Genomic DNA, 21,006 nt, shown 5'->3' with positions numbered 1-21,006 from the left:
GGATCGTCGGAGCATTCCACCGATCGAGGGGCGCGCACAGCACGCTGTGCGCGCCCCTCGCACGTCCGCCCGCCGCCAATACCGCCAACACCCTGTTGACCTGGTCAAAGATCGGCAATTCAACCGCGCGGCCCGCATCCCGCCCGGCGCCGGGTCGTTGGCAGTTACGTGTACAGCTTCGACGCCTCCTCCCGAGCCCCTTACCAGCGCTACATCCCGTCCATGCGCACGGCGCAGGACGCGACCGGAGGCGGTGCGTCGAACACGCCGATCTACGATGCGCTGTACTCGGAATACCGCAGGCTGTTCCGGGCCCTCCCCGGCGATCGCAGCGGCGAGGAATCGCTGCAGTTCAAGGGGTTCGCGGCCTGGCACGCGGAGTACCCGCCCTTCGCGCCGGGCGGCCGTCACCGCGGTGACCCGGGCGGCGCGGCCGGGACCGGAAACGGCGGGGTGAGCGGGGCGAACGGCGGCCCGGGCGGCGGGGCGAACGGCTCGGGCGGCGCCGCGAACGGGTCCGGCGGCCGGACCGGGCGGCGCGGCGGCGCGAACGGCGACGGCCCGGCGGCTCTGCCCCCGGGCCGCGGCGACAACCGGATGCGGTAGCGGGAGCCGGCGGGCGGCACGGGCACATCCGGCAGCGGCCCGGCGCGGCGACCGCCGACAACCAGCGCGACCGCCGCGACCGCCGCCGACAACCGCCGCGACCGCCCGACAATCACCGGCGACCGCCGATACGCGCCGGGGAGGTCCGTGGGCCGCGGCTCGTACCACCGCGGCCCGCGGCGCCGTTACTTCTTCCGGCCCCGCTTCTCCCGCACCCGCACCGACACCTGGATCGGCGTGCCCTCGAAGCCGAACTCCTCGCGCAGCCGGCGCTCGACGAACCGGCGGTAGCCCGCCTCCAGGAAGCCGGACGCGAAGAGCACGAAACGCGGCGGCCGGGTACCCGCCTGGGTGCCGAACAGGATGCGCGGCTGCTTGCCCCCGCGGATCGGGTGCGGGTGGCCGGAGACCAGCTCGCCGAGGAACGCGTTCAACCGTCCGGTCGGCACCCGGGTCTCCCAGCCGGCCAGCGCGGTCTCGATCGCCGGGACCAGCTTCTCCATGTGCCGCCCGGTCCGCGCCGAGACGTTGACCCGGGGCGCCCACTGCACCTGGACGAGGTCGCGCTCGATCTCGCGTTCCAGGTAGTAGCGGCGCTCCTCCTCCATCAGGTCCCACTTGTTGTACGCGATGACGACGGCCCGGCCGGCCTCGACCGCCATCGAGATGATCCGGGTGTCCTGCTCGGTGAGCGTCTCGCTCGCGTCGACCAGGATCACCGCGACCTCGGCCTTCTCCAGCGCGGCCGCGGTGCGCAGGGAGGCGTAGTAGTCGGCGCCTTCGGTGAGGTGCACCCGCCGCCGGATGCCCGCGGTGTCGATGAACTTCCAGGTCACGCCGCCGAGCTGGATCAGCTCGTCGACCGGGTCGCGGGTGGTGCCCGCGACCTCGTTGACGACCACCCGGTCGCTGCCCGCCACCTTGTTCAGCAGCGACGACTTGCCGACGTTGGGGCGGCCGATCAGCGCGACCCGGCGCGGGCCGCCGAGGGCCTCGCCGAAGGTCATCGCGGGCGCCTCGGGCAGCGCCTCCATGATCGCGTCCAGCAGGTCGCCGGTGCCGCGGCCGTGCAGCGACGAGATCGGGTGGGGCTCGCCCAGGCCGAGGCTCCACAGCGCGTACGCGTCGGCCTCGCCGGAGGGGCCGTCCACCTTGTTGGCGGCCAGCACCACGGGCTTGCCGGCCCGGCGCAGCAGCTTCACGACCGCCTCGTCGGTGTCGGTGGCGCCCACGGTCGCGTCGACCACGAAGACCACCGCGTCGGCCGCCTCGATCGCGAACTCGGCCTGCGCGGCCACGGACGCGTCGATGCCGAGTACGTCCTGCTCCCAGCCGCCGGTGTCGACCAGCTTGAAGCGCCGGCCGTTCCAGTTCGCCTCGTAGCTGACGCGGTCGCGGGTGACGCCGGGGCGGTCCTCCACGACGGCCTCGCGGCGGCCGATGATCCGGTTCACCAGTGTCGACTTGCCGACATTGGGGCGGCCGACGACGGCGAGCACCGGAAGCGGGCCGTGGCCGGCCTCCGCGAGATCGTCGGCGACCTCCTCCGGGTCGAAGCCCTCCTCCTCGGCGAGCTGCATGAACTCGGCGTATTCGGCGTCGCCGAGCGCGTCGGCGTCGCCGTGTTCGTATCCCTGGTCCATGAGGTCTCTCCGTCGATCAGCAAGAAGTACGTGGGCGCCGTTCCCGGTGCGGCCGGGCGGCGCGCGGCCCGCGGGCCGGGTCGGCCGGCCGGGCCCGGGTCACGCCCGGCCGGTGGCCCGCCTGGCCTCGGCGAGGTGCGCGGACAGGTGCGCCTGGATGCGGGTGGTGGCTTCGTCGAGCGCGGTACGGGTCCGCCGCCCGCTGCCGTCGCCGGCCTCGAAGGGCTCGCCGTAGACGACGTCGATCCGGGCGCGCAGCGGCGGCAGCCCGCCGACCAGCCGGCCGCGGCGGGCGCTGCCGAGGACGGCGACCGGGACGACCGGGGCGCCCGAGCGCACCGCGAAGTACGCCAGTCCGGCCCGCAACTGGGCGAAGTCGCCGTCGCCGCGGGTGCCCTCGGGGAAGATGCCCAGCACGCCGCCCTGCTCCAGCACGCCGAGCGCCGCGGTGATCGCACCGCGGTCGGCGCCGGAGCGGTCGACCTTGACCTGGCCGATGGAGCGCAGGAACAGGTCGAGCGGGCCGACGAACGCCTCCTTCTTCACCAGGAAGTGCAGGGGTCGCGGGCAGGTGCCGATCAGCATCGGCCCGTCGACGTTGTGGCTGTGGTTGCCCGCGAGGATGACCGGGCCGTGCGCCGGCAGCCGCCAGTCGCCGAGCACCCGGGGACGCCACAGGCCGTTCATCAGCCCGATGCCGATGCCGCGGGCCACCGCGGCGCCGCGCGCGCTCGGCAGCGGCGGCGCGGACGGCGCGCCCGCCGGTGCCGCGGGCGCCGCCAGGGTCTCGCGCTGCGTACTCACCGAGCCGCTCGCTTCTCCCCGACCAGTGCGACGACCTGCTCGACGACCTGCTCGAGGGTGAGCTCGCTGGTGTCGACCTCTATGGCGTCGTCGGCCTTCGCCAGCGGCGAGGTCTTGCGGCCGGAGTCGGCGGCGTCGCGCCGGACCAGGGCGGCCTGGGTGTCGGCGACGGACTGCACGCCCTTCAGCTCGCCGCTGCGGCGGGCGGCGCGGACCTCGGCGGAGGCGGTGAGGAAGATCTTGACGGTGGCGTCGGGCAGCACGGTGGTGCCGATGTCACGGCCCTCGACCACGATGCCGGCGGGCGCGGCGGCGGCCGCGGCGCGCTGGATCTCGACCATCCGGGTGCGCACCTCGGGAACTGCGCTCACCGCGCTGACCGCGGCGGTGACCTCCTGGGTGCGGATCGGGCCGGAGGCGTCCAGGCCGTCCACGGTGATCGCGGGGGCGGCCGGGTCGGTGCCGGCCACGATCGCCGGCTTGCCCGCCTGGTCGGCGATGGCCAGCGGGTCGCCGACGTCCACGCCGTTGGTCAGCATCCACCAGGTGATCGCGCGGTACTGCGCGCCCGTGTCCAGGTAGCTGAGGCCCAGCCGGGACGCGACCGCCCTGGACGTGCTGGACTTGCCCGTGCCGGAGGGGCCGTCGATCGCGACGATCACCGGATTTGACACAGCGGGTGGCCTTCCTCGTGCACGGATGCGGGTGCGGGCGGGCCGGCGGGCGCCGGATGCCATCCCTCAAGGTTACCGGCCCCCCGGGTGGCCCAGCGCCACCCCGGCCGGGCGGGGCCGGGCCGAGCCGCCGCGCCGGGGGCGGGGCGGCGCGGAACCGGTCGACGGGGCCGGGCGGGCCCCGACCGCGGCTACTGCCGCAGCGCCCAGCCGCGCTCCCGCAGCGCCGCCGACAGGACGGTGGCGCTGCGCGGCTCGACCGTCAGGTTCACCAGGCCCGCCTGCTGCCCGGTGGAGTGCTCGATCCGCACGTCCTCGATGTTGACGCCCGCGGCGCCCGCGTCCGCGAAGAGCCTGGCCAGCTCGCCGGGCTGGTCGCCGATGAGCACGGCGACGATCTCGTACGGCTTGGGGGCGGCGCCGTGCTTGCCGGGGACCTTGGCGCGGCCGGCGTTGCCGCGGCGCAGGATGTCCTCGATGCCGGCCGCGCCGCCGCGCCGCTTGCCGTCGTCGGCGGACTGCAGGGAGCGCAGCGCGGTGACGGTCTCGGTGAGGTCGGCGGCCAGGGCGTCGAGCACATCGGCGACCGGACCGGGGTTGGCGGCCAGGATGTCCATCCACATGCCCGGCTCGGACCCGGCGACGCGGGTGACGTCGAGGATGCCCTGCCCGCACAGGCGTACGGCGGCGTCCTCGGCGTGTTCCAGGCGGGCGGCGACCATGCTGGAGACGAGCTGCGGGGTGTGCGAGACGAGCGCGACGGCGCGGTCGTGCGCGTCGGCGTCCATCACGACGGGGACCGCGCGGCACAGGGCGACCAGTTCCAGGGCGAGGTTGAGCACCTCGGTGTCGGTGCCCGCGGTGGGGGTGAGCACCCAGGGGCGGCCCTCGAAGAGGTCGGCGCTCGCCGCCAGCGGGCCGGAGCGCTCCCGGCCGGCCATGGGGTGGGTGCCGATGTAGCGGGTCAGGTCGCAGCCCGCGGCGTCCAGCTCGCGGCGCGGGCCGCCCTTGACGCTGGCCACGTCCAGGTACCCGCGGCCCAGGCCCTCAGCGATCACCTCGGCGAGGGTGGTGGCCACATGGGCGGGCGGCACCGCCACGATCACCAGGTCCACGGGGTGCGGCGGCTGCCCCGAGGAGCCCGCGCCGAGCGCCTCCGCGGTACGCGCTACGGATTCGTCGTGGTCCCTCAGGTACACGTCGACACCGCGGTCGCTGAGGGCGAGCGCGGCCGAGGTGCCCATCAGGCCGGTTCCGATGACGAGGGCGGTCCTCACGAAGGTGTCCTTGCGGGGTGCGGCGGCGGGAGTACGGGCCGGCGGTACGGTCCGCGACCAGCGTAGCCAGGGCGCGGCGCCGGCGCGGGGCGGACCGCGGACCGAGACGGGGCGGAGCCGTACGGCGAAGCCTCGGACTTCCCTGGCGTCCCACCGGTCCCGCCCGTTGCGGGTCGCCCGTGGTCACCGCGGGGAAGGTGAAAATCGCGCGCCCGGTCCGATGAGATGACCATAATCGCCCTCATGCGCGATTCGCTGGGGGACGACGTGGGGCACGAACTGGTCAGGGACCACACGGTCTACGCGTGCGTGATGGGCTCGCGCGCCTTCGGACTGGCCACGGACGCCAGCGACACGGACCGGCGCGGGGTGTTCGTGGCGCCGACCCCGCTGTTCTGGCGGCTGGACAAGCCGCCCACCCATGTCACCGGGCCGCGGGACGAGCAGTTCTCCTGGGAGCTGGAGCGCTTCTGCGTGCTCGCGCTGCGCGGCAACCCGAACGTGCTGGAGTGCCTGCACTCCCCCATCGTCGAGCACGTCGACGCGACCGGCCGCGAACTGCTCGACCTGCGGGGCGCGTTCCTCTCCCGCCGCGCCGAGGCCTCCTTCCGCGGGTACGCCGCCCAGCAGCTCGGCAAGCTCGAAGCGGACCTGCGCACCCACGGCCGGCCCCGCTGGAAGCACGCGATGCACCTGCTGCGGCTGCTGCTGAGCTGCCGCGACCTGCTGCGCACCGGCCGGCTCGGCATCGACGCGGGCGAGCACCGCGACCGTCTCCTCGCGGTCAAGCGCGGCGAACTCGGCTGGGACGAGATCCGCGCCTGGACCCGCACCCTCCACGAGGAGATCGACGCCGCCTCCAGCCGCACCCCTCTCCCGCCCGAGCCGGACCGCACCCGCGTCGAGGACTTCCTGATCCGCGTCCGCGGCACCTCCGCCGCCCCCGCCCTGCCGCCGCTGGTGCCCGACGCCAGCCACTCCTCGTGACCGCTCGTCCTGGGCGCTCCTCGTAACCGCTACTCCTGGCCGTACTCCTGGCCGCGCACGCTCACACGGCGGCCTCGCGGGTGCGGACCACCAGGTCGTGGAGAGCGTCCTGGGCGGTGGGGCGGTCCGGGAGCCGGGAGGTGTCCTGGGCAGCGGTCAGGGTGCCGTGCAGGGCTTCGACGTCGGCGCCGAGCCGGCCCGCGGGCAGTCCGGGGGTGGGCGCGTGCTCGGCCTCGGCCTTGGCCGCGATCAGGTCCGGGAGGTAGGCGGGCGCCTCGGGTACTTCCGCCAGGAGGGTGGGGAGGTGGGACAGCACGCGCCCGGTGCGCATCAGGTGGATGCCGGTGAGCAGCACCCGGAACGTGTAGAGGAGCGGCTTGAGTTCGCCGTTCTTGAGGTGCAGACGCCACTGGGTGGCGGCGAAGCCGCGGTAGTGGTGGGCATGGCCGGCGGTGATCACGCCGGGCGCCAGCGCGGCGAGCTCGGCGTGGACGCCGGTGGTGTGGACGACCAGCGGGGAGAGCAGCTGCTCCAGCACGTAGCCGTTGCGGCGCAGCATCAGCCGGACGAACTTCAGCAGGTCGTGGGTGACCAGGTCCAGGTCGAGGCTCCCGCGCTGCCACATCCGGGTCCTGGTCGGCTCGCCCTCGTGCAGGCCGATCACCTCGCGCAGCGGCAGCAGGTGCACCCCGCGCAGGTCGACGTCGGAGTCCTGGGAGGGGAATCCGTACAGGTGCGCGCCGGAGACGGTGACGAACAGCAGCTCGGGGCCGCTGCCCAGCAGGTCGCTGACGGCGGGGGCGAGGTCGGGCACCTGTGCGGCGGAGAGCGTGGCCAGAGCGGCGACGGGGGCGGTGGCGGAGGAGGCGGGCGCGGTCATGCGCCCATCCAACCGCCCGACGCGGACGCGTGGCGAGGCGGCGGGCACGGGTAAGTGGCCGCCGCCTGGAGGGCGCCCCTTACCGAGGGGCGCCTGCCGTCGCGTTCCCGTCGCGTTCTACAGGTCGACCTCGCCCATGAGCATGCCGACCTCGGTGTTGGTGAGGCGGCGCAGCCAGCCGGACTTCTGGTCGCCGAGGGGAATCGGCCCGAAGCTGGTGCGCACCAGCTTGTCGACGGGGAAGCCGGCCTCGGAGAGCATGCGGCGGACGATGTGCTTGCGGCCCTCGTGGAGGGTGACCTCGACCAGGTAGTTCTTGCCGGTGTTCTGCACGATCCGGAAGTGGTCGGCGCGTGCCCAGCCGTCCTCCAGCTCGATGCCGTTCTTGAGCTGCTTGCCCAGGTCGCGGGGCAACGGGCCCTGGATGGCGGCGAGATAGGTCTTCTTCACGCCGTAGCGCGGGTGGGTCAGCCGGTGGGCCAGCTCGCCGTGGTTGGTGAGCAGGATCAGGCCCTCGGTCTCGGTGTCGAGCCGGCCGACGTGGAAGAGCCGGGTGTCGCGGTTGGTGACGTAGTCGCCGAGGCACTGCCGCCCGTCGGGGTCCTCCATGGTGGAGACCACACCGGCCGGCTTGTTGAGCGCGAAGAACAGGTACGACTGCGTGGCGACGGTGAGCCCGTCGACCTTCACCTCGTCGTGGTCGGGGTCGACCCGCATGCCCTGCTCGGTGACGATCTCGCCGTTCACCTCGACGCGGTGCTGCTCGATCAGTTCCTCGCAGGCCCGCCGCGAGCCCATGCCGGCCCTGGCCAGCACCTTCTGCAGCCGTTCGCCCTCCTGCTCGGCGCCGGGGAAGGTCTTGGGCGTCTTGACCTGCGGCTTGTTGTGCCGCTCGCGGTTGCGCTGCTCGATCTGGGCGTCGAGTTCGCGCGGCCGGGCCGGGACCGGCTTGCGGCCGCGGTTGCCGGTCGGCCGGGCACCGGGCTTGGCGCCGCCCGCGTCCTTGGTGCGGGGCATGCCGCCGGGCTTGTTCGCACCGGACTGGCCGGTGCCGCCGACGTCGTAGCGGCGCTCCTCCGGACGCGGCTTGCGGGGACGCCCCGGCTCCTCGCCGCGCCGGTCGGCGGAGCCGCCGCCGCTGCCGCCGCGGGGTTTCCGGTTGCCGCCGCTGTTCCTGTCGCTGCTTCGCATCAAGGTTCCGTAATCGAGGTGATCGAGTTCGAGTTCGTCGGTGGATCGTCCGGGGCGTCCGGATCGAAGGACGGGAGCCCTTCCGCGGACTCCGCCTCGACCGCTTCCGCCTCCGGCAGGAACGGGGCGAGCTCGGGCAGCTCGTCAAGGCTGCGCAGGCCCATACGTTCCAGGAAGTAGTTCGTCGTCCTGTACAGGATCGCACCTGTCTCGGGTTCCGTCCCACCTTCCTCCACCAGCCCGCGCTGGAGCAGGGTGCGCATCACGCCGTCGCAGTTCACTCCGCGCACCGCCGAGACCCGGGACCGGCTCACCGGCTGCCGGTACGCCACCACGGCCAGCGTCTCCAGCGCGGCCTGGGTCAGCCGGGCCTGCTGGCCGTCCAGCACGAAGCTCTCCACCGCCGGGGAGAAGGCCGGCCGGGTGTAGAAGCGCCAGCCGCCCGCGACCAACCGCAGGTCAAAGCCCCGGCCCTCGCGAGTGTAGTCGTCGGACAGCTCGCGGAGCGCCTTGCCGACCGCCCGCCGAGGCCGGCCCAGCACCTTCGCCAGGTGCTCCTCGGTCGCGGGCTCGTCCACCACCATCAGCACCGCCTCCAGCGCCGGCTTCAGCTCCAGCTCGGCGGTCGCGGCGGCGAGCAGCCCGGCCGGGGCGGCCTCACCGGCGGCGGCAGCGGCTCCGGCGGCGGCTCGCGTGAGGTCGGTCACGTCGGTCATCACTGCTCTCCCTTCCCGGCGGCGCCGGGCTCGGTGGTGTCGTCGGCAGCGGTGGCGGCCTGAGCGCCCGAGGCAGGGCCGCCCGCCCCAGGGCCGGCCCCGGTGCCACCGGCCTCGGTACGACCGGCGTCCGTACGGCTGCCCGCCGGGGCGGCCTCCTGGTCGAACTCGTCGGTCACCAGGGGCGCCGCGTCCTCGGCCGTGCCCGTCCAGCGCACCTGGAGCGCGCCCAGCGCCTCCTCCTGGTCCAGCGCGACCGCCTTCTCCCGGTACAGCTCCAGCAGCGCCAGGAAGCGGGCCACGACCGTGAGCGTGTCCGCCGCGTCGGCGGTCAGCTCGCCGAAGCTCGCCGCGCCCCGCTCGCGCAGTATCGCGATCACGTGCTCGGCCTGCTCCCGCACGCTCACCAGCGGCGCGTGGATGTGGTCCACGTACACCTGGGGCTTCGGCTTGGGCTGCATCGCCTTCACCGCGAGGCGCGCGAACCGCTCGGGGCCGATGCTCAGCACCACCTCCGGCAGCAACTCCGCGTGCTGCGGCTCCAGTCCGACGGTACGGGGGTGGCGCAGCGCCTCCTGCTCCAGCCGCTCCGCGAAGATCGCCGCGATCTGCTTGTACGCGCGGTACTGGAGCAGCCGTGCGAACAGCAGGTCCCGCGCTTCCAGCAGCGCGAGGTCCGCCTCGTCCTCCACCTCCGCGGCGGGCAGCAGCCGGGCCGCCTTCAGGTCCAGCAGGGTGGCCGCGACCACGAGGAACTCCGTGGTCTGGTCGAGGTCCCAGTCCGGGCCCATCGCGTGGATGTGCGCCATGAACTCGTTGGTGACCCTCGACAGCGCGATCTCGGTCACGTCGAGCCGGTGCTTCGAGATGAGCTGGAGCAGCAGGTCGAACGGCCCCTCGAAGTTGGAGAGCCGCACGGTGAAACGGTCGCCGGCGGTTGGAGGTTCGGCTTCACCCGCCGCCTCGGGTACTTCCGCCACCACGGGCTCGGCTTCACCCGTCCCCTCGGGCACCTCCGGCACCACGGGCTCGGCTTCACCCGTCCCCTCGGGTACTTCCGCCACCACAGGCTCGGCTTCACCCGTCCCCTCGGCCACCTCCGGCACCACAGGCTCGGCTTCTTCCGCCGCCTCGGCCACCTCCGGCATCACCGGTTCGGCTTCTTCCGGCGCCTGTTCCGGGGCAGCAGCCGGTTCCGGCTCGGCGGCGGCGCCGCGGCCGAGGCTGCGACGGGGGCTGGCGGGTGAGGTGGGCATCGAGGTCCTGATCGGCGACGTGGTGTAAGCAGGCTACTCGCCACAGCAGGTCGCGCCCCGTGCCCGAGCGCCGCGCCATCGTGTCTTGCCGCGCGGTTCCCCGCGCCCCTTCGGCGTGACCGCCTCCGCGCGGAGCAGCGGAGCAGCGAAGCAGCCGCACAGTCCCATGGGCGCCCCGGCGGGTCAGGGCGCCGCGGCCCGCAGGGACTAGCGTCCCCGCAGCCGACGGACCAGGATGCTCGCGTCCCCACGGGATTCGAGGTCGGCCAGCACGACGGCGACCGCCTCCCGGACGATCCGCCCGCGGTCGATCGCCAGTCCGTGCTCGCCGCGCAGCACCAGGCGGGCGTGCTCCAGGTCCATCAGCTCCTCCGCGGAGACGTAGACCGTGATCTTCTCGTCGTGGCGCTCGCGTCCGCTGGGCCTGCGGTTCTGCCGGGCCGCCTTGCGCCGGGCGGGCGCGGGCGGCTGGGGCGTCGCGGTGATCGGCGGCGGCGTGGGCTTCTGCGAGGTGACCGTCGCGGTGGCCACGGGGGTGGCCGTGGCGGCGGCCTGCACCGTGCCGTTGCGTTCGGTGCTGCGGTCACCGACGCGCTCTCCGGCGCCCGGGCGGCGCTGGCCGGGCGGGACCGGGTGCGTGCCGTCGCGACCGGTGTGCTCGTCACTCCGCGCGGGCGCGGACCCGTTCGCCGTGGGGACGGTGGAGGCGCCGGGCGCGCCGCCGTTGCCCTGCGAGCCCGGTCCGCCGGACCGCGCGTCGGCGTCCGCCTCGGCGCCATGGGACGGCGGGGGCGCCTGGAGCGCCGCACCACCGGTGGTCCGGAACAGCTCGTCGGCGCCCGGCAGACTCACTCGGCGTGGCACCGGGCGAGCACCTCCCTGGCGAGTTGGCGATAGGCGGCGGCACCGACGGAGTTGGACGCGTAGGTGGTGATCGGCTCGCCGGCCACGGTGGTCTCCGGGAAGCGCACGGTACGGCCGATGACGGTGTGGAAGACGTGGTCGTCGAACGCCTCGACCACCCGGGCCAGCACCTCGCGGCTGTGCACGGTGCGGGAGTCGTACATCGTGGCGAGGATGCCGTCGAGTTCGAGTTCGGGGTTGAGCCGCTCGCGGACCTTCTCGATCGTCTCGGTGAGCAGCGCGACCCCGCGCAGCGCGAAGAACTCGCACTCCAGCGGCACGATCACCGAGTGCGCCGCGGTCAGCGCGTTGACGGTGAGCAGGCCGAGCGAGGGCTGGCAGTCGATGACGATGTAGTCGTAGTCGGACATCAGCGGCTTGAGGGCGCGCTGGAGCGCGGACTCGCGGGCCACCTCGCTGACCAGCTGCACCTCGGCGGCGGACAGGTCGATGTTGCTCGGCAGCAGGTCCATGCCGGGCACCGCGGTCTTCAGCAGCACCTCGTCGGCGGCAAGGCCGCGTTCCATCAGCAGGTTGTAGACGGTGATGTCGAGTTCCATCGGGTTGACCCCGAGGCCGACCGACAGGGCGCCCTGCGGGTCGAAGTCGACGAGCAGCACGCGACGGCCGTACTCGGCGAGCGCGGCACCCAGGTTGATGGTCGAGGTGGTCTTGCCGACCCCGCCCTTCTGGTTGCACATCGCGATGATCTTCGCCGGGCCGTGGTCCGTGAGCGGGTTCGGGATCGGGAAGTACGGCAGCGGGCGGCCGGTGGGGCCGACGCGTTCGCGGCGCTGACGGGCGGCGTCGGGCGCGAGCGTGGCGGCGTACTCCGGGTCCGGCTCGTATTCGGCGTCCGGGTCGTAGAACTGACCGTCTTGCAGGTCGTGGTCGTCGTCGTAAGGAGCCATGGCGTAACCGGGGATTGTCTCCGTGGTCGTCGTCTCGGGCCGGCGGGACTCAAAGGTACGGACCGCAACGGAACCGACGGTCGTTCCTGGTTGACCACCTCCGGGAGCAAATGTCGACTCGTTCACAAGTCGTCTTACCTCCTTGGTGACCAGGAAACATCTAGATAGGTCAGCGTGACTACAGCCGACGTTTCGCGACTCTATGGCGTGTCGGTGGTCCGCAGCAACACAATCCGCCGGACACGGCATGATGTGTCGGGAACCGAACACCCCACTGTCAAGGGCGTAACCACGCGAACGGCGGGGTCTCGATGGACAAGACCCCGCCGTGCAGGCGCAGTTGGCGCAACGTGCCGATGAGTGACGTTTTTTCTGCTGCCGGAGCTCAGCCCAGCACGGTGTGCAGGTCAGTGGCGTCGAGGTCGTGCGCCTCGGCGACAGGGCCGTAAACGACCTGCCCCTCATGGGTGTTGAGGCCGAGGGCGAGTGCCGCGTCGCGCCGCAGCGCCTCGCGCCAGCCGCGGTCGGCGAGTTCGACGATGTACGGCAGCGTCACGTTGGTGAGCGCGTAGGTCGAGGTGTTGGGCACCGCGCCGGGCATGTTGGCCACGCAGTAGAAGACCGAGTCGTGCACGGTGAAGGTCGGTTCGGCGTGCGTGGTGGGACGCGAGTCCTCGAAGCAGCCGCCCTGGTCGATCGCGATGTCGACAAGTACAGATCCCTGCTTCATCCGCGAGACCAGCTCGTTGGTGACCAGCTTGGGCGCCTTGGCGCCGGGCACCAGCACCGCGCCGACGACGAGGTCGGCGTCGAGGACGGCCTGCTCCAGCGCGAGCGCGTTGGAGGTGATGGTCTGCACGCGGTTGCCGAACACCTTGTCGGCCTCGCGCAGTTTGTCGACATCCTTGTCGAGCAGGGTGACGTGGAAGCCGAGACCGAGCGCGATGGTGGTGGCGTGCCAGCCGGAGACGCCCGCGCCGATCACCACGGCGCGGCCGGACTTCACCCCGGGCACCCCGCCGGGCAGCACACCGCGGCCGCCGGCCGAGCGCATCAGGTGGTAGGCGCCGACCTGCGGGGCGAGCCGCCCGGCGACCTCGGACATCGGGGCGAGCAGCGGCAGCCGGCGGCCGGGGGTCTCGACCGTCTCGTACGCGATCGCGGTGGTGCCGGACTCCAGCAGCGCGTCGGTGCAGGCGCGGGAGGCGGCCAGGTGCAGGTAGGTGAAGAGGATCTGGTCTTTGCGCAGCCGGTGGTACTCCTCGGCGACCGGCTCCTTGACCTTCAACAGCAGGTCGGCGGCGCCCCACACCTCGTCGGCGGTGCCGAGGACGGCCGCGCCGGCGGCGAGGTACTCCTCGTCGGGGATGGACGAGCCGCCCCCTGCGCCCTGCTCGACGACGACCTCATGGCCGTGCCGGACCAGTTCGTGCACACCGGCCGGGGTGATGGCCACGCGGAACTCGTTGTTCTTGACCTCGCGGGGGATGCCCACCTTCACGTCGATCACGGTCCTTGCACTGAGGAGGTTCGGGAGGGTGTGGCCATGTATCCGGTATACGGACATGGCCCAGCATCGCATGACACACCGGACGTGCCCGGCTTGTATGCGGCGAAACTCAGTTTAGTGAAGGAGGAGCCGGTGTCCAGCCTTACAAAGTGGTGGGTTTGGCGGAGACCATTGGCAGTTTCGTAGGCTGACAGCCCCTGGGAACGAGAACGGCCGGTCAGAAAGCCGGGAGCTCGCCGGCCCGGAGCAGGCGGCGGGAGGCGGCGCGCTGGAGATCGGCGCCCCCGGTGTCGCCGAGGTGCTGGAGCGCGTCGGCCAGCCGCAGCAGCACCGCGGCCTCCAACCGGCGCTCGCCGACCTGGCGGGCGTAGTACAGCGCGTCCCGGCAGGTGCGCAGGGCGTCCTCGGGCAGCCCGGCGTACTCCTGGACCCGGGCCGCCTCGACCAGCGCCCGGGCCTGCGAGGCGAGGTCGCCGAGCCTGCGGTGCGTCCCGGCCGCCGCGCGCCACTCCCGCAGGGCCGGGGTGTGGCTGCCGAGGTACGTCAGGACCGCGCCGATCCGGGCGTGCAGCCGTGCCTGGTCGACGAGTTCGCCGCGGCCCTGGCGCAGCGCGAGCGCGCGGCCGAACCAGTCCCCGGCCCGCGACAGGTCACCCAGTTCGAGGTAGCAACCGCCGATCGCCTCCAGCACGCGGCCCTCGGCCCCGGTGTCGTCGGCGGCGCGGGCGGCTTCGAGCGCCTTGCGGTAGGCGGTGACGGCGTGGTCGGTCCGGCCCGCCTCCGCGTCCAGGTCGGCGAGGTTGATCAGCGCGGCGGCCTTCTCGCGCGGCAGGTGGCGGCGCTCGGCGACGGTGAGGGCCAGGGTGTGCAGTTCGTAGCGGTCCGCGCGCGCCAAGGGGCGGCGCGACCCGGCACCCGCACCGGGGCGGCCGGGCCGACCCGTCGCTCCGGGGCCCGGCCCGCCCGCGGGCAGGGCGAGCAGGGCGCGGACCAGGGCGGCGATCAGCCGGCGGGCGAGGGTGTCGAGTTCGCCGTCGGCCACGGCGGCGCGGGCCGCGGCCATCAGCGCCGGGCGGCGGGCCAGCAGCCAGTCGGCCGCGGCGGCGGGCGAGGCGAACCGTACGGTGCCCGGAAGCGCGTCGGTGCCGCCCTCGCGGGCCAGCGCGACCCGGCACGACTCCAGCAGCCGTACGGTCCGCTCCAGCATCCGGGCCCGGGCCAGCGTGATGTCCTGCGGGCGGTCGGTGCCGGCCAGCAGCGCGCGCAGCAGCGGTTCGAGGCAGCCCGGCACCCGGTACAGGCCGTCGGCGGCGCCGCGGACCAGCAGCGCGGAGTCGGCGAGGCCGGCCAGGGCGCGGTCGGCGGCGTCCACCGCGCAGCCGGCCAGCGCGGAGGCGACATGGGCGTCGATGCTGCCGGCCGGGGCGAGCACGAGGCTGCGCAGGAGGCGGGCGACGGCGGGCGGAAGGGTGCCGTAGGCCGCCCGGAAGGCGCGCAGCAGTTCGGCCGGCGCGGCGGGGCGGCGCACGGCGGCGGGCTGCTCGGGGGCCGCGCCACCCTCCGCGGCGTCACCCGTGGCGGGAGCGGAAGCGGGAGGCGCGGGGGCGGCCGGCACGAGCGGGGTGTCGGGAGTGGCCCGCAACTGGACGGCCGCCTCCGACAGGGGCATACGGGGCTGGGCCGCGAGCCAGGCAGCGGCGAGCCGCAGCGCGGTGGGGTGGCCGGTCAGCTCCTGCACGAGCGTCTCGGCGGCGCGCGGATCGTTGGTGACCCGGGTGTCGCCGATGGTGTAGGCGAGCAGCGCGAGCGCGGCGGGGGTGTCCAGGCCGCCGAGGGTGCACGGGCGGACGTCGGGGATGCCGGACAGCGGGCCGTCGGCGGTCGCCACTACCAGGCTGCCGGGCGACTCGGGCAGCAGCCCGGAGAGTTGGTCGGCGCGCGCCACGTCGTCGAGGACGAGCAGCAGCCGGCGCCCGGTGGTGGCGGAGCGCAGGACGGCCACCGGGTCGGCGGCGGTCTCCGGCCCGGACGCGGTGCCGGCGCGGCCGGGAGCCGCCTGCCCGGGCACCGCGGGACGGCCGGCGGCGGGCCGCCGCGCGGCGAGGGCCCGCAGGAGCGCGCGGGCGGTGTCCTCGGCGGGCACGGGGGCGCCGTCGGTGTCGGTGAGCCGGAGGAAGTACTGCCCGTCCGGGTACGCCGCCGCGACCTCCCGGGCCAGCTTGACCGCCAGCTCGGTGCGCCCGGTGCCGGGGCGGCCGACCACCAGCAGCACCCGGCCGCGGTCCGGCTGCTTCCCGCCGGCCACGGCGAGCCCGGGCCGCACGATGTCGGCCCGCAGCTGGGCGAGTTCCCGCTCGCGTCCCACGAAGTACGCGGCCGGCTCGGGCAGTTCGCGCGCGGCCACGGTGCCGACGGGTTCGACGGGTTCGACGGCGGGAGGAGGGGGCGGGCCGCCTGCGGGTGGGGAGGCGGGCGGGGCGAGCGCGGCGGCCGGCGGGTGCGGCGGCCGGGGCGGCACCGAAGAGGCCGGTACGGGGACGGCCGTACGTACAGCTGCGGCCGCCGGTACGGCTGCCCCCACCGGCTCGGCTCCCTCAGCCGGCTCGGCTGCCTCAGCCGGCCTGGGTTCCTGCGCCGACCGCTCGGGCTCCGCCGCGGCCGGGGCGCCCTCCGTCGCCGCCTGCTCCGGTTCCCGCACCGGTTCCGGGTCCGCCGGGGACCCCGGGGACCGCTCGGGCGCAGGGCTCCCCGTCTCGTCGGTGCTCCCCGCAGGGGACCGTCGCGGGTCGAGGGCCTGGTCCGGCACTGGCGCACTCCCGGAGGTGAGGTGGTGCCCCGGGAAGGGGGCGCGTCGAGCCTAGTTCACGCCCGGCACCGCGCCCCCGGGTCCGTGGCCGACAGGGGCGCCAATGATCACCCTTTCAGCTCTCCGCGCGCCCGCCTGACCGCCCTTACGCGGTGAACGGCCGGGCCGGCCACGGCGACTCCGCCGGGCGCAGCGTGTCCACCCCGCCCGAGGCGAGCGCGGCGTTGAGCGCGAGCACCCCGACCACCAGGCAGCTGTTGTGGAGTTCGCCTGCCAGCACCCCCTGGACCAGCTCGGCCAGCGGCACCCGCGCGTACTCCAGGTCGGCCTCCTCCTCGCTGACCTCGAAGCGCTCGCCCTCGGCCTCGGAGACACCGCGGGCCAGGAAGACCCGGACCGCCTCGTCGGAGCCGCCGGGGGTGGTGTAGACGTCGGCGAGCACGCTCCACTCCTCGGCCTTGACGTGCGCCTCCTCGTACAGCTCGCGCTGGGCGGCGTGCAGCGGGTTCTCGCCGGGGATGTCGAGCAGTCCGGCGGGGATCTCCCAGAGCTTCTGCCGGACCGGGTGCCGGTACTGCTTGAGCACCAGGACGCGGTCGGCGTCGTCGAGGGCGAGGACCGCCACGGAACCGGGGTGGACCTGGTAGTCACGGCTGACGGTGGAGCCGTCGGGCATCACCACCTGGTCGGTGCGCACACCGGTCTTCTTGCCGGTGAAGGGCGTGGAGGTGGCCGTGACCTGCCACTCCTGCGGAGTGTCCTGGAGCATGCTGCGCCTTCCGGGGTGTCAGGGGGTCGGATCGACGGGAGAGCAGCCGGCGATCAGCGGTTCGCCTGGGCCGCGACCGCTGCCTTCACCAGGCCGGCGAAGAGCGGGTGCGGCCTGGTCGGCCGGGACTTCAGCTCGGGGTGGGCCTGCGTCGCCACCAGGTAGGGGTGCACGTCGCGCGGGTACTCGACGTACTCCACCAGCTGGTTGTCGGGCGAGGTGCCGGAGAAGACCAGGCCGGTCTTCTGCTCCAGCTCGGCGCGGTAGGCGTTGTTGACCTCGTAGCGGTGGCGGTGCCGCTCCTCGACGTAGGGCTGGTCGCCGTAGACCTCGCGGACGATGGAGCCCTCGGCGAGCTTGGCCGGATAGGTGCCCAGCCGCATGGTGCCGCCGAGGTCGCCCTTGCCGTCCACGATGTCGAGCTGCTCGGCCATGGTGGAGATCACCGGGTGGGCGGTGGCGGGGTCGAACTCGGTGGAGTTCGCGTCGGCGATCCCGGCGAGGTTGCGGGCGGCCTCGATCACGATGCACTGCAGGCCCAGGCACAGGCCGAGCAGCGGGAGGCGCTGCTCGCGCGCGTAGGTGATGGCGCCGACCTTGCCCTCCACGCCGCGGTCGCCGAAGCCGCCGGGCACGCACACCGCGTCGACGCCGGCGAGCTGTGCCGCGGCGCCGGCGGGGGTCTTGCAGTCGTCGGAGGCGACCCACTTCACGGTGACACGGGCGTTGTTCGCGAAGCCGCCGGCCCGGATCGCCTCCGTGACCGACAGGTAGGCGTCGGGCAGGTCGATGTACTTGCCGACCAGGGCGACGGTGACCTCGTGGGCGGGTTCGTGCACCCGCTTGAGCAGGTCGTCCCACTGGGCCCAGTCCACGTCGCGGAAGGGCAGGTCGAGCCGCCGCACCACGTAGGCGTCCAGGCCCTCGGTGTGCAGCACCTTGGGGATGTCGTAGATCGAGGGGGCGTCGATCGCGGCGACCACCGCGTCCTCGTCGACGTCGCACATCAGCGAGATCTTCCGCTTGATCGCGGTGGGCACCTCGCGGTCGGCGCGCAGCACGATCGCGTCGGGCTGGATGCCGATGTTGCGCAGGGCCGCCACCGAGTGCTGGGTCGGCTTGGTCTTCAGCTCCCCGGACGGGCCGATGTAGGGCAGCAGGGAGATGTGCACCACGAACACGTTGTCGCGGCCGACCTCGTGGCGGACCTGGCGGACCGACTCCAGGAACGGCAGCGACTCGATGTCGCCGACGGTGCCGCCGACCTCGGTGATGACCACGTCGACGTCGCCGCCGGCCATCCGCCGGATACGGGACTTGATCTCGTTGGTGATGTGCGGGATGACCTGGACGGTGTCGCCGAGGTACTCGCCGCGCCGCTCCTTGGCGATCACCGTGGAGTACACCTGGCCGGTGGTGACGTTCGCGGAGCCGGCCAGGTTCACGTCGAGGAAGCGCTCGTAGTGGCCGATGTCGAGGTCGGTCTCGGCGCCGTCGTCGGTGACGAAGACCTCACCGTGCTGGAACGGGTTCATCGTCCCCGGGTCCACGTTGAGGTACGGGTCGAGCTTCTGCATGGTCACGCGCAGGCCGCGGGCCTTGAGCAAGGCGCCGAGACTGGAGGCGGTGAGCCCCTTGCCCAGCGAGGAGGCCACCCCACCGGTGACGAAGATGTGCTTGGTCGTCGAGGATTTCGGCGCAATTGCCAAGAGGGGGCTCCCGTGGTCGCGAGGTGAGGGTCGGGACGGCGCTCGGTTCGTTCGCGCCGTCGCGGCGGTTCAGTGGTTCACAGCCCACCGGCCCACGGGCTACCAGGGTATCAGCGCCTCCGGGCGCGAATGGCGGCAGGCGCGGGCCGCCGGGAAGTGGTCACCGCACGACGACGGCATGGCGATGATGTGAGGAATCCGTGGTGACCGCGCGGACGCCGGGTGCCGATCGCGTGCACGGCGGTCGGCGTGCGAGGCTGGACGGCGGGCACGTACCGTGTCTGCCTGCGGTGACGTCCGATCCACGCGTACCGGGGCGCGTGTCCACCCGACCGGCGGAGTGAAGATCAGGGAGAGGCGCGCACCGCTCGCTGTGAGGACGTATTCTGCTCGAACGCATTGCGCGAGCGACCGGCACGGCACCATCCCCGCCCCTCTCCGGATCACTAGCTCGTCCACAGTTCCAGAGCTGATTTGCCGTAGGAATTGCCCCCATACCGCAAGACCGTCCCAGCGGGGGCGGCGCCGTGTTCGACTGGAGTTTCACGTGGCCGGGCGTATCGAGGACTACGCACTCATCGGTGACATGCAGACCGCCGCACTGGTCTGCAGGGACGGCACCGTCGATTGGCTGTGCCTGCCGCGGTTCGACTCGCCGGCGGTCTTCGCCGGCCTGCTCGGCACCGACCAGCACGGCTTCTGGCGGATCGGCCCGGCCGTCGCCGAGGGCGCGAAGACGCCGGACGCGACACGCCGCCATTACCGCGGCGAGTCGCTGGTCCTGGAGTCGGAGTGGGACACCCGCACCGGCACGGTCCGGGTGACCGACTTCATGCCGCCGCGCGACGGCGCGCCGCAGGTGATCCGGATAGTGGAGGGCGTCAGCGGCCGGGTGCCGATGCGCTCCTCCCTGCGGATGCGCTTCTCCTACGGCCAGATCGTGCCGTGGGTGCAGCAGGTCGGGGACCGCACGGTCGCGGTGGCCGGCCCCGACTCGGTGTGGCTGGACACCGATGTCGAGACCTACGGTGAAGACCTGACCACGTACAGCGACTTCACCGTCTCGCCCGGTGACCGGGTCTGCTTCACCATCAGCTGGGAGCCGTCGCACAAGCCGCAGCCCTCTTTGCCCGACCCGCTCGGCTCGCTCGCCGCGACCGAGGACTTCTGGCGGGAGTGGGTGGAGCAGTGCACCTACACCGGCCCCTACCGGGAGGCCGTGATCCGCTCCCTGATCACGCTCAAGGCCCTCACCTACGGGCCGACCGGCGGGATCGTCGCCGCGCCCACCACCTCCCTGCCGGAGGACATCGGCGGGGTGCGCAACTGGGACTACCGCTTCACGTGGCTGCGGGACGCCGCGATCACGCTGTCCTCGCTGCTGCGCACCGGCTACCGCGACGAGGCCCGCGCCTGGCGCGAGTGGCTGCTGCGCGCGGTGGCCGGCGACCCGGAGAACCTCCAGATCATGTACGGCATCGCCGGCGAGCGTGAGCTGGGCGAGAACATGCTGCACTGGCTGCCCGGGTACGAGGGCTCCTCCCCGGTGCGGGTCGGCAACGGCGCCGCCCACCAGCTCCAGCTCGACGTCTACGGCGAGGTCACCGAGGCGCTGCACCTGGGCCACATGACCGGCCTGGCCCGCAACGACTACGCGAGCGTGCTCCAGCTCCGGCTGATCCGCTACCTGGAGAAGCACTGGATGGAGCCCGACGAGGGCATCTGGGAGGTGCGCGGCCCGCGCCGCCACTTCGTGCACTCCAAGGTGATGGCCTGGGTGGCCGTCGACCGCACCGTCAAGCTCATCGAGTCCGGCGAGATCGACGGCCCGCTGGAAGAGCTGAAGGAACTGCGGGACGAGATCCACTACGACGTGTGCGAGAAGGGCTACGACCGGGAACGCAACACCTTCACCCAGTCCTACGGCTCGCGCGAGCTGGACGCCTCGCTGCTGCTCATCCCGCAGATGGGCTTCCTTCCCCCGGACGACAAGCGGGTGATCGGCACCATCGAGGCGATCCAGCGGGAGCTGTCCACGGAGGACGGGTTCGTGCTGCGCTACCCGACCTCGCGCAGTGACGCCAGCGGCGACGAGAACCTCGACGGGCTGCCCGGCGACGAAGGGGCCTTCCTCGCCTGCTCGTTCTGGCTCGCCGACGACCTCGCGATGATCGGCCGCGTGCAGGAGGCCCGCCGCCTCTTCGAGAAGCTGCTCGCGCTCCGCAACGACCTCGGGTTGCTCGCGGAGGAGTGGGACCCGCGCCGCCAGCGCCAGGTCGGGAACTTCCCGCAGGCGTTCAGCCACGTGCCCCTCATCGACACCGCCCTCCGCCTCACCGCCTGCGGCGCCTTCCAGGCGTAAGG

General features: G+C 73.4%; 17 protein-coding genes. 3 read left to right on the top strand and 14 right to left on the bottom strand.

What is annotated here, in order from left to right; translation table 11 throughout:
- Window positions 1–222 precede the first annotated feature (222 nt).
- A complete protein-coding gene (locus ACIPAE_RS30175; protein ID WP_402449471.1) occupies window positions 223–606 on the top strand; it encodes a hypothetical protein in 384 nt (127 codons plus the stop codon).
- Between the two features lie 185 nt (window positions 607–791).
- On the opposite strand, the gene der is transcribed toward ACIPAE_RS30175, so the two are convergent.
- From der to ACIPAE_RS30155, 4 genes are all read right to left on the bottom strand, one after another.
- Window positions 792–2,249, bottom strand: a complete 1,458-nt coding sequence (der, locus tag ACIPAE_RS30170) for a ribosome biogenesis GTPase Der (protein WP_329370820.1) — start codon at window positions 2,247–2,249, stop codon at window positions 792–794.
- Window positions 2,250–2,348: 99 nt separating this feature from the next.
- On the bottom strand, window positions 2,349–2,936 hold the full coding sequence (locus ACIPAE_RS30165) for a lysophospholipid acyltransferase family protein (RefSeq protein ID WP_328473928.1): 588 nt from the start codon (window positions 2,934–2,936) through the stop codon (window positions 2,349–2,351).
- Between the two features lie 113 nt (window positions 2,937–3,049).
- Window positions 3,050–3,727, bottom strand: a complete 678-nt coding sequence (gene cmk / locus ACIPAE_RS30160) for a (d)CMP kinase (RefSeq protein ID WP_402449468.1) — start codon at window positions 3,725–3,727, stop codon at window positions 3,050–3,052.
- A 191-nt stretch (window positions 3,728–3,918) separates the two neighbouring features.
- The gene (locus ACIPAE_RS30155; RefSeq protein WP_402449465.1) at window positions 3,919–5,004 is read right to left on the bottom strand and encodes a prephenate dehydrogenase; all 1,086 of its coding nucleotides are present in this window, start codon (window positions 5,002–5,004) and stop codon (window positions 3,919–3,921) included.
- 243 nt (window positions 5,005–5,247) lie between these two features.
- Here ACIPAE_RS30155 and ACIPAE_RS30150 point away from each other — a divergent pair, with 243 nt between their 5' ends.
- A complete protein-coding gene (locus ACIPAE_RS30150; protein ID WP_402449463.1) occupies window positions 5,248–5,991 on the top strand; it encodes a DNA polymerase beta superfamily protein in 744 nt (247 codons plus the stop codon).
- A 61-nt stretch (window positions 5,992–6,052) separates the two neighbouring features.
- On the opposite strand, the gene ACIPAE_RS30145 is transcribed toward ACIPAE_RS30150, so the two are convergent.
- The 10 genes from ACIPAE_RS30145 to ACIPAE_RS30100 all read right to left on the bottom strand — a co-directional run bounded on the left by ACIPAE_RS30145 (window position 6,053) and on the right by ACIPAE_RS30100 (window position 18,642).
- Complete coding sequence (locus tag ACIPAE_RS30145; RefSeq protein WP_402449460.1) at window positions 6,053–6,871, bottom strand: DNA polymerase beta superfamily protein; 819 nt, start codon at window positions 6,869–6,871, stop codon at window positions 6,053–6,055.
- Window positions 6,872–6,988: 117 nt separating this feature from the next.
- Window positions 6,989–8,062: a pseudouridine synthase gene (locus tag ACIPAE_RS30140; RefSeq protein ID WP_402449458.1), complete on the bottom strand. Its 1,074-nt coding sequence runs from the start codon at window positions 8,060–8,062 to the stop codon at window positions 6,989–6,991.
- On the bottom strand, window positions 8,062–8,778 hold the full coding sequence (gene scpB, locus ACIPAE_RS30135; protein ID WP_328462491.1) for an SMC-Scp complex subunit ScpB: 717 nt from the start codon (window positions 8,776–8,778) through the stop codon (window positions 8,062–8,064). Before scpB ends, ACIPAE_RS30140 begins: the two co-directional genes overlap by 1 nt.
- Window positions 8,778–10,034: a segregation and condensation protein A gene (locus ACIPAE_RS30130; RefSeq protein ID WP_402449454.1), complete on the bottom strand. Its 1,257-nt coding sequence runs from the start codon at window positions 10,032–10,034 to the stop codon at window positions 8,778–8,780. The genes scpB and ACIPAE_RS30130 overlap by 1 nt, the downstream gene beginning before the upstream one ends.
- Before the next feature lie 207 nt (window positions 10,035–10,241).
- Window positions 10,242–10,898 (bottom strand): hypothetical protein, encoded by a 657-nt coding sequence (locus ACIPAE_RS30125; protein ID WP_329370809.1) that lies wholly within the window; start codon window positions 10,896–10,898, stop codon window positions 10,242–10,244.
- Complete coding sequence (locus tag ACIPAE_RS30120; RefSeq protein WP_328462497.1) at window positions 10,883–11,974, bottom strand: ParA family protein; 1,092 nt, start codon at window positions 11,972–11,974, stop codon at window positions 10,883–10,885. Before ACIPAE_RS30120 ends, ACIPAE_RS30125 begins: the two co-directional genes overlap by 16 nt.
- Window positions 11,975–12,233: 259 nt before the next feature.
- Window positions 12,234–13,349, bottom strand: coding sequence for an alanine dehydrogenase (gene ald, locus ACIPAE_RS30115; protein ID WP_328473930.1), 1,116 nt, complete (start codon window positions 13,347–13,349; stop codon window positions 12,234–12,236).
- A 226-nt stretch (window positions 13,350–13,575) separates the two neighbouring features.
- Window positions 13,576–15,939: a tetratricopeptide repeat protein gene (locus ACIPAE_RS30110; protein ID WP_402449450.1), complete on the bottom strand. Its 2,364-nt coding sequence runs from the start codon at window positions 15,937–15,939 to the stop codon at window positions 13,576–13,578.
- Window positions 15,940–16,309: 370 nt separating this feature from the next.
- Window positions 16,310–16,933: an NUDIX hydrolase gene (locus ACIPAE_RS30105; protein WP_329370804.1), complete on the bottom strand. Its 624-nt coding sequence runs from the start codon at window positions 16,931–16,933 to the stop codon at window positions 16,310–16,312.
- A 53-nt stretch (window positions 16,934–16,986) separates the two neighbouring features.
- Window positions 16,987–18,642 (bottom strand): CTP synthase, encoded by a 1,656-nt coding sequence (locus tag ACIPAE_RS30100; RefSeq protein WP_329370802.1) that lies wholly within the window; start codon window positions 18,640–18,642, stop codon window positions 16,987–16,989.
- A gap of 535 nt (window positions 18,643–19,177) precedes the next feature.
- On the opposite strand from ACIPAE_RS30100, the gene ACIPAE_RS30095 reads away from it, so the two are divergent.
- Entirely contained in the window at window positions 19,178–21,004 is a 1,827-nt protein-coding gene (locus ACIPAE_RS30095) for a glycoside hydrolase family 15 protein (protein ID WP_329374395.1), read from the top strand.
- Window positions 21,005–21,006: the final 2 nt, after the last annotated feature.

Origin of the sequence: Streptomyces sp. NPDC087270, assembly GCF_044744625.1 — a bacterium.
Taxonomy (GTDB): Bacteria; Actinomycetota; Actinomycetes; order Streptomycetales; family Streptomycetaceae; genus Actinacidiphila.
Note: the sequence above shows the minus strand (reverse complement) of the source record. Positions and strands in the feature narration are given on the sequence as shown.